This window comes from Clostridium hydrogeniformans DSM 21757, assembly GCF_000686705.1.
GTDB lineage: Bacteria > Bacillota > Clostridia > Clostridiales > Clostridiaceae > Clostridium_Z > Clostridium_Z hydrogeniformans.
Genome location: NZ_JMLJ01000026.1, coordinates 1 through 12,181, shown reverse-complemented (window position 1 = coordinate 12,181; position 12,181 = coordinate 1). Strand labels below are relative to the sequence as shown.

The 12,181-nt window shown below is 27.3% G+C and carries 9 protein-coding genes and 3 tRNA genes; all 12 read right to left on the bottom strand.

The features are described 5' to 3' along the window. Positions 1 to 796 precede the first annotated feature (796 nt). Positions 797 to 1,615 carry a MurR/RpiR family transcriptional regulator gene (locus tag BR69_RS0113050; RefSeq protein WP_027633579.1) on the bottom strand — a complete coding sequence of 273 codons (819 nt, stop codon included), beginning with the start codon at positions 1,613 to 1,615 and terminating at the stop codon, positions 797 to 799. Positions 1,616 to 1,906: 291 nt separating this feature from the next. Further along, positions 1,907 to 2,443 carry a hypothetical protein gene (locus tag BR69_RS0113045; RefSeq protein WP_027633578.1) on the bottom strand — a complete coding sequence of 179 codons (537 nt, stop codon included), beginning with the start codon at positions 2,441 to 2,443 and terminating at the stop codon, positions 1,907 to 1,909. Between the two features lie 870 nt (positions 2,444 to 3,313). After that, a complete protein-coding gene (locus BR69_RS0113040) occupies positions 3,314 to 4,027 on the bottom strand; it encodes a nuclease-related domain-containing protein (RefSeq protein ID WP_150112277.1) in 714 nt (237 codons plus the stop codon). 169 nt (positions 4,028 to 4,196) lie between these two features. Then, positions 4,197 to 4,934: a TatD family hydrolase gene (locus tag BR69_RS0113035; protein ID WP_027633576.1), complete on the bottom strand. Its 738-nt coding sequence runs from the start codon at positions 4,932 to 4,934 to the stop codon at positions 4,197 to 4,199. 157 nt (positions 4,935 to 5,091) lie between these two features. Further along, entirely contained in the window at positions 5,092 to 6,513 is a 1,422-nt protein-coding gene (locus BR69_RS0113030; protein ID WP_027633575.1) for an APC family permease, read from the bottom strand. Between the two features lie 459 nt (positions 6,514 to 6,972). Beyond that, complete coding sequence (locus BR69_RS0113025) at positions 6,973 to 8,049, bottom strand: M24 family metallopeptidase (protein ID WP_027633574.1); 1,077 nt, start codon at positions 8,047 to 8,049, stop codon at positions 6,973 to 6,975. Positions 8,050 to 8,190: 141 nt separating this feature from the next. Continuing rightward, positions 8,191 to 9,615, bottom strand: coding sequence for an APC family permease (locus BR69_RS0113020; protein ID WP_027633573.1), 1,425 nt, complete (start codon positions 9,613 to 9,615; stop codon positions 8,191 to 8,193). A gap of 384 nt (positions 9,616 to 9,999) precedes the next feature. Next, a complete protein-coding gene (locus BR69_RS0113015; protein ID WP_027633572.1) occupies positions 10,000 to 10,545 on the bottom strand; it encodes a hypothetical protein in 546 nt (181 codons plus the stop codon). 367 nt (positions 10,546 to 10,912) lie between these two features. Then, positions 10,913 to 10,988: transfer RNA gene (locus BR69_RS0113010), tRNA-Ala, on the bottom strand. Positions 10,989 to 10,993: 5 nt separating this feature from the next. Further along, positions 10,994 to 11,070 (bottom strand) — tRNA-Ile (locus tag BR69_RS0113005). A gap of 96 nt (positions 11,071 to 11,166) precedes the next feature. After that, positions 11,167 to 11,913, bottom strand: a complete 747-nt coding sequence (locus BR69_RS0113000; protein ID WP_027633571.1) for a hypothetical protein — start codon at positions 11,911 to 11,913, stop codon at positions 11,167 to 11,169. Between the two features lie 176 nt (positions 11,914 to 12,089). Beyond that, positions 12,090 to 12,165: transfer RNA gene (locus BR69_RS0112995), tRNA-Ala, on the bottom strand. Positions 12,166 to 12,181: the final 16 nt, after the last annotated feature.

Here is a 12,181-nt window from a genome sequence, read left to right as displayed (position 1 = left end):
TAATTATTTACTGTAAAAGAATTGCTGGTTCTTTATCTTAATCTGTTTAATTTTCAAAGACCATGTCGCCCTCAAGCGACTTCTTTATATTATCACTTTGTTTTTTCATTGTCAATAGTTTATTTTAAGTTTCTTTTACTTTTTAAACTATCTTAGTTGCTTTCTTCATCTGCAACGATATTTATCTTAACATATATTAAGTATTTCATTATACTTAATTTTTTATACACATTAATTTATCTTATTTTTTCTCTAAATTTTGATAAATTTCTTCTTTTTTCACCTACAGATACACTTGGATAAGTTTTCTTCGTAAACCACGACTCAATTAATAAAAGGTTTTATTCCAGCTAAATATCCTATGAACTAATCTATTATTTTTCAAGCTTTATCTCCTTATTTAAACTTTCCTATTCACATTATAAACTTACGTCTACCCTTAAGCTATTAACAATTCTTTCTAAAATTCATATTATAACTATGTAATCATTAATTTATGTTTAGGAGATTATTATGTTTTTATTCTCTATTATTATTTTTCTTACTACCTTTTTATTAATATTTTCAATTCCCTTTATTGCCTCCTATAACTTTACCCGTAATCCTATTAGTAAATATGTACCCTGTATAATAAGTCTAGTTCTTATTATTCTATTTACTTTAAAATATATATTAGAAAAATCTATATTGTCCGAAACCATATATGTTATCTTTATCTTGCTGTTTACTATAGAGTTTATAATTTTCTTATTTATAGCCCTATATTTTAAATATATAAAGGGCTGTTAGCAGCCCCTTACCAGTTTAATATTTTATTTCTTTTTACCTTAGATATAGTATCTTTTAATTTATCTGAGGTATTCACATCCTCTAAAAGCATCATGGAGATTATATCAATTAGATACAATGTTGATAATCCACTATTTATGAAGCTCTTCTCTTTTATAAATTTACTATTATATGTATAAAGATTTATATCACAAATACTGGTTATATCACTATTCTTAAAATTTGTTACTGAGACAGTATATGCTTTATTATATTTTGCCGCTTGTAACCCTTGTATTACTTCCTGAGTAAAACCTGATGCAGATATTCCTATTGCCATATCCCCTTCTCTAAGTACACATCCATTTATAAGCATTCTATGAGAATCAGTTATGGAATCTACAAGATATCCAAGCCTCTCTAATCTATACTTAAATTCATTTGCTATAAGGCCAGCACTTCCCGTTGCATATATTGATATTCTTCTACTTTCTTTTATTTTAAGTGTAAGTTTATCTATATCTTCTTTATTTAAACTATTTTTAGTACATTCTACTATTTGATGATAATTGTTATACACCCTGTTAAAGATATCATTATCTTCTTCCTTACTTCCTGCACTAGCTAAACTAAGCTTCATTTTAAGTTCTATAAAACTTTCACAACCTATTTTCTTACAAAATCTTGTTATTGTAGAATTAGAGGTTCCCACTATTTTAGCTAATTCCTTTATATTCATATTCTCTATGGTATAATAATTCTCCATAATGTAGTCCCCTAATCTCTTCTCCATTTCTGAAAAAAAATTATATGATCTTTGTATGGCTATTAAAATCTCTTTATCCATATGTCCCCTACCTTTTTTGTATTTCTTAATCTCTTCTTCAATTAGGATATATTTTTTTAGACTAATTCTTACTTTATAATGCTATTAAAAAACTTATCATTTAACTTCTTAATTTTTTTACTCATTTTAAAATTTTGAGTCCTAAAATCTATTATCCCTACTACAAATAAAGTCATTTTCTATAAAAAACTAACTAATATATTACTTATAATTATCTCTATGCAATACACTAATTCAAGCCCTACAGATAATTTTATTTCCTCTCTGTAAGGCTAGTATAGTAGTATACTCTTATATACTACTATATTTTTCACTTGAAATTTTATCCTTTATTAAATTTAAAGTACTATTTTCATAGGGTAGTATTAAATTATTTTCTATAGCAATAGGAATAACATTACTGGCTTTTTTATTATCAAAAACTAAAATTAATCTCTCTTCTTCCCTTTTTAAGCTTATTACATTCTTCCACTCTATAAATATTCCATTAAATAATATTCCATCATTAAACATAAATACTTTCTGCATTATAAGCATTACATAAACAAAACAATTTCCCACTATAAGTCCTGCAAGAAGTATATAGGTGAATCTTTCCATGGTATTCATTTCTTCTATACCCTTAATTAAAACAGAGTCAACTACAATAAACCCCAATGCAATAAGAATAGATAGATAAAGTAATGCTTTAATCCTAGAATTTAAATATTTTCTTGTTTTATATATTAAAGGTGAATCATATTTAACAACAGGAAGGACAAGTCTTATTATATTTATAATTAGGCTTACACCAAAAAATATAGTCATAATTAGTATTCCAATATTCATATAAACACCTCCTACTTCTAAACTATAATTTATAATTAAATAATCTGCCTTTTAACATAAGTTTTAATGAAATATTTAAGATATGCTGACTAAGAATTTTATCTTAATGTTAAATTAGCTGGTTTTCATAGCTAACTTTTTTGAAATTATTATTGTTCTTTGAAGTTAAATCATAATGTTTTAAAGAATTTAATTATAAGTTAAGCTTCTCTTTGTATTGAATTGGCATAACATATTAAATTAAGCTATTTGATTTTCTTCATTGCTTATATTAAATCTATATTTATATATTATAACCTACCTACTTCATTGAAACCTCTAAAACCCTATAGTTATCTAAAATTTAATATTTTCTATTCTACATATATTTCAAGAATAAATTAACTCCATTAAAATATTATAAAAAATCAGTTTATTACTTTAAATTCTTAAACCTAAATATTTTACCCTTAACTTTTTTATTCTTATTACTTATATATGTTTTTTAATATTCTATAAACCTCTTCCCCTTTTTATGTGTTTATTTTTACAGTTTAATAATTTTTCAAATTTCATCTTAACTTTTTTCTTATCTATACGATATTAAACATAGAAAGTAAAAAAAACCTCCCTTTACTTTCACAAATAAACCCATTACACCCATATTTATTGCCCCATAGACTTTGGGGCTTTTTTTCTATTTTAATAATTTCGCATAAAAACAGTTATAGAACCAATTAAAATAACTAGTTATTTTAATTGGTTCTATAACTGTTTGTCTAATACTCTTATATATTTTTTCATAAATACACGAAGATATATTTTGTAATACATATAAATTTCAACAACTTATTTCTAATTCTATTATAGTTAGACTTCTATTACACTTAATTAGTCAAATCTTTGTAATAATTTCAATGATTTTATTATATTCTCTATATTTTTATCAGATAGACTTACCCCTCTATAACTTTCTATCTTATCTATTAGTACTTTATTATCTGTAACAATATTTTCACTTTTTTTATCTAAGGATATTGTTGTTTCATTCAATGGCAAATATATAAAGCTTTTTTCTACCTTTGTGTCTATATTTTTTCTTTTGAAAAACTCATCTAGACTTTTTGTTTTTTTATTTAATAAATTCAATAGGCTTTTTTGCTTTTTACTTTTTCCCTTTATTTCCTCTAGCCAGAATTCCTCTGTGACCTTTCCTTTTATAGAGCCATTTATTCCTTTAAAATCTACTATAAAGACTCCATTTGGCCCTACTATAACTATATCTATCTTTATACCTAATCCATCTATTCCTTTTAAAAATATGCTATTAAATACTGTATACTCCTCTGGTAACCCTAAAAGTGTTTTTATCCCCTGCTCTTCAGCCCTTATTTCATACTTATAATACTTGTATCCTTTTAAAAAATACCATCCTGGTATACAAAAGCATAATAGTAGCAATAGATATAAAATAAAATTCTTATTTCCTGAAATCCCCAAAAACAAAACCATGGCTCCTCCAAAAGAAATAAATATAATCCCCCTTGTCATCTCTCTTTTAAATTTATCCTTTAGATCACTTTTGCCTTTACTATATTTACTCATGATTTCCCCCAATCTAAGTCCTCCTAAGATTTCCTTTATAAATTTAGTAGCTAATTAATTATAAATGGATTTTAATTACAAACTTATTTTATACACTTATTAAAATCTATACTTTCAAGGAGTTAATTCATAAATAAGTTAATTGAAATTTTCCCCTTAAAATTCTTAATTAATCTCTTAAGATCCCCTGAAAGTTATTTATTACTATACTCTTCATTACCTCTTCTTTTATATTTTTTATTCTTGCCAGTTCTCTAGTTGTAGATATAACATCTACAGGCATTGCTAATTTATCCTTAAAAGTTCCTTCCCCACTAGGACCATCAGTTTCTACTAATATTTTATCTAAGGGTATTCTATTTGCGATTTCCCTTATTGAATTATTTTTAATAACCTCTGAATTTATAGTAAAGAAATAGCCTTCTTTTATCATCTTTTCTAGTATAGTAAAATCACCAGAGTACCAGTGAACAATTACCCTTTTACACTCATGCTTTATTAATGTATCAAAAATTTCTTCTTCACATCCCTTGGTGTGTATATTTACAAACTTATCCATATCCTTAGACTTTTCTAATATAAAATCTAAAACTTTTCTTTGAGCTAATTTTGCTTCTTCACTTGCCTTACTAAAGTCTAAGCCTATTTCTCCAATAATAGGGCTGTCTTCTATATAAGGTAATATCTCTTCCAAGTTCTCTAAATACCTTCCTGCATTCCAAGGATGTATTCCAAAGGCTGGTATTACAAACTCACTCTCCTTTGATATTTCCTTATTTCTTTCATAAGAGCTTATATCCATAGAATTAGATATTGTATATATATTATAATTTTCAATTTCCTCTAAAGCTCTTATTAATAAATTTTCATCATAGCAATCTAAATGATTGTGAGCATCTACATACATGTAATTCACCCCTTTACGCCTATTATACCATCATCTACTTAAACCATATATACTTAATTATACTTAATATTTCTTATAAAATACTAATTAAATTGCCACATGCTTATATTTCTGCATGTGGCAAAGTTCAAGATATATTATATTTTGATTTTTACAATTAATTATTCATATTTCTTATTTCTTTAAATCCAGTTCTCTTAACAAATCTATTCCATATTTTAAGACCTACTAATATAATTATAAATCCCCCACCAATCATTTCTATTTCATATATTATATTTTCTTTTAATGTGCTCATAACTGGTGCTGCTGATAATACTATTCCTATAACAGTAATTGATAAAACAATAGTTGCTACATATATGCATGTCCTATTGTTCTTTGCCATGGAATATTCTCTCTTTTCATTAGGTCTTTCTTTTCTAAGCTTTATATAAGACGCAAATAACAGTGCATATGGAAACAATGATGTTAAAGCTGTCATAGTAAGTAACACATTATATATAGTATCCACTGATGGCAGGAGAGTTGTTATTAAAAGTATAAGAGACACTATTATTGCCTGTAATATAACGGCTCTTACTGGAATATTATGCTCATTTACAGTAGTAAGCTTTTCAGGGAAAACCCCTTTTCTAACACTTCCAAACAACATCTTTATTGGAGATGCTATGTAAAGTATTATGGTACCAATTACAGATAAGGATATTCCAAATGATACCAATCTTATAAACCAAGATCCCATTCCTAAAGATATAGATACTGTATTTAAAGCATCTAATATCCCCTTAGAGGAAGTTATCTTATCTGGAGATAATATCATAGTTATTGCTATAGATCCTAAAACATATAAAGATGAAACTATGGCTGCTGCTGTAATTATAGCTTTAGGAAAATTCTTAGATGGATTATCTATTTCAGTTATAAAATTCGAAGTTATTTCAGCACCTGAAAGCCCAAACATTATACCTGATATTGCAACTAAAGAATTTACATTAAGCTTTGGAGTTAATGTAGCCAAAGTATATGTGGATGCAGATGGTTCCTTCTTTAATACTACCACTGTTATAAATGCCATTCCTATTAGTAATATTGCAGGTACTGTAGAGCCAAGAGCTCCAAGATTTGTAAATATCTTTGCAAAGGACATTCCTTTAGTTGAAATTAATGATAACACCCAGAATAAAACTAAGGATGTTAGAAGTACAAATATTTTATTGTCTGCTAAGCTTTGTCTTCCCATAACATAAGAGATATTAACTGCTAAAAATGTTAAGAATGAAGAATACCAAAATATCTTAGCTGTCCAATTTAACCATGAAACTAAAAACCCATACTTTTCTCCATAAGCTTCCTTTACCCACTGATAAAGTCCTCCATCTGATGGGTATGTAGAGGCAAGTTCTGCACATATTAATGCTCCAGGAACAAAAAATATAAATGCAAAAGCTATCCAGGTTGGTATAGCTCCAAGACCTAATCCAAAACTCTCTGCTGTAGATTTAGCTATCCATCTGATTCCAAATAATGCTGAAACATTCATGAAAACTAAGTCCCAAAAACTAATTTTCTTTTTCACATGTTTTCCCCCTTCTTTTGTTCATTCTTTAATTTACTCTTTAGTTCACCTTATTTTATGTTATGTTTTTGCAATATGTCAATTGAAAATTACTTCATAATAAAATAAATTAGCCCCATGCTTATATACTTACATGTGACTAATGTTAAACTAATTTAATATTTTATAGTTCTTCTTCTATAATTTTAACTTTAGATATAATCTCTTTATAGGGTTTCTAACTAAGACTTATACATGACCTTTCCCCTTGATTAGTCAGTACCTGAAGCTATCTATAAGTCACGTTTTCACCTTTAAACCCTATAATATTTCTTTAACTAAAGATGTCTATTCCTCAATATAACGACTATTAAAACTTAAAAATGATGCATAAAAAGGAACTTACCTCTCCTTATATGCATCATCTTTTTTTATACTAACTTATAAATATTCCTTTTAAAAATACTTCTTAAAGTTATTTTATTCTATTATTGTTAATTCCTTATCGTATTTATTTAATACTTCACAGCCATCTTCTGTAACAAGTACTAAGTCCTCTATTCTTACTCCTACTTCTCCTGTTAAGTATATGCCTGGTTCTATAGAGAATATCATTCCTGGTTGTACTCTATCTTCATTTATAGAAGATACATCACCAAAATCATGAACTTCAAGACCTATAGAGTGTCCTGTTCTATGAGTAAAGTACTTTCCATATCCTTTAGCTTCTATGTGATCTCTTGCAGCCTTATCTATATCACAGAATCTTACTCCTGGCTTAACTATGTCTATAGCCTTCATATTAGCTTCTTTAACAGTATTATAAACCTCTCTAGCTTTTTCAGAGGCTGACTTATAGAAAACTGTTCTTGTCATATCTGAGCAGTATGAATCCTTAACGCATCCTATATCTATTATTATTGAATCTCCTTCTTTAACCGTGCTACCATCTGGTCCATGGTGTGGATCTGCTCCATTAGCACCATATGCTATAATTGGATCAAAAGAAAATCCTGATGCTCCTAAATCTTCATATATGTCAGCAAGAAGCTTACCCATTTTCTTTTCACTATGCATTTCTGGTATTAAATTTATCATTTTTTCAACTGCTAGGTCATTTAATCTTGATGCTGCTCTCATAAGATTCTTCTCTTCTTCATCCTTACACATTCTTACTCTATCTAATATAGAAGATCCATTTACAAATGTGCTTCCTCCACCTAGTTCCATTAATCTTAATAAGAATTTTGATGGCCAATTTTTATCAACACCTATTGTTTTACTCTTATTAACCTGGTCAGCTATAATTTTAACTCCATCTTGAGTATCATTAAACCATACTTTTTCAACACCTAAATCTTCATATACTGGGAATAACTCGTTTATGAATAATTTATGATTTCCTTCTAGGTTTAAATATAAAGCTAATAATCTCTCACCTGGATGTATCCATTTTCCTGTTAAATAAAAAATAGCTGCTGGGTCAGAAACTAGCATTTGATTAACATTTTCTTTTTCCATAAGTTCTAAAACTTGATTTACTCTGTTCTTCTTCATAACAAAAGTCCCCCTTAATTTTTTAAAATTAACAATTAAAGATTGAGGTCATATTTAGTATATCTCAATTCTTAACTTTTAATTTTACCTTTATATTTTTATTTTAAATTTAGGAATGGGCTACTAACCCATTCCTATTAATTATTTACTAAAGTTTTTTCTCTCTTCTTTAAATCCACTTCTCTTAACATAGTTATTCCATATAAAAAGTCCTGCCAGTATAACTATAAGCCCTCCACCAATCATTTCTATTTCATATATTATATTTTCTTTTAAACTTCCCATAACTGGTGTTGCTGATAATATTATTCCTATTATAGTCACTATTAATACCATATTAGCTAATGCTATGCAAGTACTATTTTTCTTTGCCATGGAATATCCTCTTTTTTCATTTGGTCTTTCTTTTCTAAGCTTAATATATGATGCAAATAATAATACATAAGGAAATAGTGATGTTAGTGCTGTCATATTTACTAATACATTATATATTGCATCCACTGATGGTAAAAGAGTCGTTGTTAAAAGGATAACTGATACTATAACCGCTTGTAATATAACAGCTTTTACTGGAATATTATGCTCATTTACTTCTGTAAACTTCTCAGAAAATATTCCTTTTCTAACACTTCCAAATAACATCTTTATTGGAGATGCTATATAAAGTATTATAGCACCAAGAATTGATAAAGATATACCCAATGCTATTATTCTTACAAACCAAGTTCCAATTCCTAAAGAAAGTGCTACTGCATTTAGAGCATCTAGTATACCTTTTGATGCAGTTATTTCACTTGATGGTAATATCATAGTTATAGATATAGAACCAAGAACATATAAAGACGCAACTATAGCTGCTGCTGCCATTATAGCCTTTGGAAAATTCTTAGATGGATTATCTATTTCTGTTATAAAGTTTGCAGTGGTTTCAGCACCTGCTAGTCCAAACATTATACCAGATATTCCCGCTAATGAATTAAGATTAAGCTGTGGAGTTAATGTTGCTACAGTATATACTGATGCTGATGGCTGCTTTTTTAAGATCACAACAGATACAAAAGCAAGTACTATTAATAGAACTGCTGGAACTGTAGATCCTAATGCTCCTACATTTGTAAATATCTTAGCAAATGACATTCCTTTTGTAGAAATTAATGACAATACCCAAAATAAAACTAATGATAGCACAAGTACAAATATCTTATTATTTGCCAAGTCCTTTTGTCCTAAAACATAAGAAACGTTAACTGCTAAGAATGTTAAAAATGATGAATACCAAAATATCTTAGCTGTCCAGTTTAACCAAGAAACTAAAAAACCAAACTTTTCCCCATAAGCTTCCTTAACCCAATCATAAAGTCCTCCATCTGATGGATATGTAGATGCAAGTTCTGCACATATTAATGCCCCAGGAACAAAGAATATAAAGGCAAAAATTACCCATGTAGGTATTGCACCTAAGCCTAGTCCAAAGCTATCAGCTGTAGATTTAGCTATCCATCTTATTCCGAATAATGCAGAAACATTCATGAAGACTAAGTCCCAAAAACGAATTTTCTTTTGCATACGTTCTCCCCCTCTTTTTTTAACTAGTGTTTATTAATTTATAACCACAATCTTAAAAATACAGAAAATTTAAGTTTTTCTGTTATTTCATTTTTATTGTATGCTATGTTTCTGTTCCATGTCAATATACCTTGAATGAAAAGGTGAATATTGCTATTTAATAAAATTTACAATGAATAATTTGATATATTGTTGTTATTTTCTGAATTTTTTTCAAAAGATGAAATTACAAAGTATTACTTTTTTAATTCTACCTTTACTTATATAAAGAAACTATTTTAATTAATACAATGGGATAATAATTAAAATATAACTTATAACTCCCACTTCCTGTAAACTAAAAAAACTTAGGATAAGAATTACCCTAAGTTAAAATATAATCTATTAAATTTTAGTTATTAAAGGCTTCGTTGTATATAATATTTTTACATTATCAAATAATGTTGTATTTAATATATCTGCAAATAAATCTCTTGCTATAAAAGATATATTTCCATATAGGTCTCTTTTATTGTTATTATATACTTGTATAACTGAAGGCTTAAATTCTACTGCTATATCTCCTAAAGCACTTTCTTTTATTATTCTAGTTCTTGAAAAATAAGGATTGGAATTAAGGGCTAATTTTATAAACATCAATGCTAATCTTTTATGATTTATTGTATCAGCATCCCCTTCACAAGTTAGTTCTCTATCCTTATCTTTGAAAAACACTTTTATCCTAATATTTTTATCTTCTATTTTATATTCTTTTCTTAATAGGCATCTAATCCCTATAGCTTGGTCATACTTCTCACAGATTAAATTTATATAAAATCCCTCTAATTCTTCTTGAAGCCTTTCCACTACTATAAAAGGGTCGGAGCCTATACTTTTTTTAATCTTGTCATAAAAGACTAGATAAGGTTCCACTAAATATAGCTCCTTCATAAAAATCATCCTTTGTTTATTATAAGATTCCTAATTTATCATTAGGTATTATATACTATTCTATAACTTGATTTTTGATAGAGCCCTTTTTACTTTTATAGGATTTATCACCATTGTTCATAGAGTATTCACTAGTCTATTTATAATATCCTTCAGAGAACTTTACAGTTCTAAATTCATCATATATAAGTTGTAACATTAAATTCAGTTAAAACTTATTATATCTTTGATTTATCTTTCTTTGGATAGATATATAAATTAAATTTAAAACTTAGAACCCTATATAATAATAATTAAGCTTTTTTATCTATCGATACAATAAGTTTTTATTATATAAAAAAAGACATGAAATTAATTCATGTCTTTCTGGTGGAGATAAAGAGATTCGAACTCTTGACCCCCTGCGTGCAAGGCAGGTGCTCTCCCAACTGAGCTATACCCCCATTTATGGTGGACCTTCAGGGACTCGAACCCCGGACCTACCGGTTATGAGCCGGTTGCTCTAACCAACTGAGCTAAAGATCCTCGTTGCTTACAGGATTTATTATACATTTTTTAAAATTTCATGTCAATACTTTTTATAAAAAAATTATACTATTTTATTACTTAAATATATTCTTTTTAATCCTTAAATAGATTTTCATACTCCCTTACATATTTCTTATCTAAATCTTCAACTATTCTATGAAAATAGGTTTTATCTATCTTTCTTTCTATATTATTTTTTCTAATAATATTATTTATTATTTGTATAGTTTCTAACTCATTCTCCATACACACTGTAAATCTTCCTAAATCTATTTTATCCCCATCTTTTAATTTAATCTTATAATAAAAACTCCCTCCACTTTTTCGCTTTTTAGCTCCTATAATAACTTCATTAATATCTTTATACTCATACTCTCTTTCTTTAAAAGAAAAAATTTTTTTCTTTTCTATCTTATCTTCATAAATTACATAATTACTATTAATAGCATATATAAATAGTAATACGCAACTTAAAATTAATATTCCAAAAATCATATGATATTTAACTTTTATCTTAGGTCTTTCCATAACTTCATTATATCTACTATTATATAAAACCCTCATTCCCCTATCTTCCCTAAGATCATCTCTAAACCTTATGTATATATATATTAATAGCAGGATAAGTCCTGGAGTAATTAATATAATTACCATATTAATGAAACTAATTTCACCTATTAACATGTCTTTATTTTTGCTTATGATATAGTTATTAACTAATTTAGTATTCAAAATTAAATAGATACTTATCCCTATGATAGTTAATATGAAAGTACCTGATTTCTTTAAAAAATTTATTATACAATGAACTTTATTAAATGAATCTACTATCTTCATCATAAATATTACCTTCCTATAAAAATTAAGAATATAGGATCACAATAAAGTATAAACCTATATTTCAATAAAAATATACTAAGCTTATTAAAATATACAATACTAATTTAAAGACATAAATACTTATTTAACTCTTTTTTAATATAAATAAAAAAGACATGAATTATCTTCATGTCTTTTGGTGGAGATAAAGAGATTCGAACTCTTGACCCCCTGCGTGCAAGGCAGGTGCTCTCCCAACTGAGCTATACCCCCATCTATGGTGGACCTT

What these genes read in the sequence shown, in the direction of transcription:
- BR69_RS0113035 (WP_027633576.1), bottom strand. Translation starts at nt 4,934, where the DNA reads ATGTATGTAGATGCTCACAATCATTTAGATTGCTATGATGAAAATTTA.
- BR69_RS0113015 (WP_027633572.1), bottom strand. Translation starts at nt 10,545, where the DNA reads ATGAAGGAGCTATATTTAGTGGAACCTTATCTAGTCTTTTATGACAAG.
- BR69_RS0113050 (WP_027633579.1), bottom strand. Translation starts at nt 1,615, where the DNA reads ATGGATAAAGAGATTTTAATAGCCATACAAAGATCATATAATTTTTTT.
- BR69_RS0113045 (WP_027633578.1), bottom strand. Translation starts at nt 2,443, where the DNA reads ATGAATATTGGAATACTAATTATGACTATATTTTTTGGTGTAAGCCTA.
- BR69_RS0113040 (WP_150112277.1), bottom strand. Translation starts at nt 4,027, where the DNA reads ATGAGTAAATATAGTAAAGGCAAAAGTGATCTAAAGGATAAATTTAAA.
- BR69_RS0113000 (WP_027633571.1), bottom strand. Translation starts at nt 11,913, where the DNA reads ATGATGAAGATAGTAGATTCATTTAATAAAGTTCATTGTATAATAAAT.
- BR69_RS0113020 (WP_027633573.1), bottom strand. Translation starts at nt 9,615, where the DNA reads ATGCAAAAGAAAATTCGTTTTTGGGACTTAGTCTTCATGAATGTTTCT.
- BR69_RS0113025 (WP_027633574.1), bottom strand. Translation starts at nt 8,049, where the DNA reads ATGAAGAAGAACAGAGTAAATCAAGTTTTAGAACTTATGGAAAAAGAA.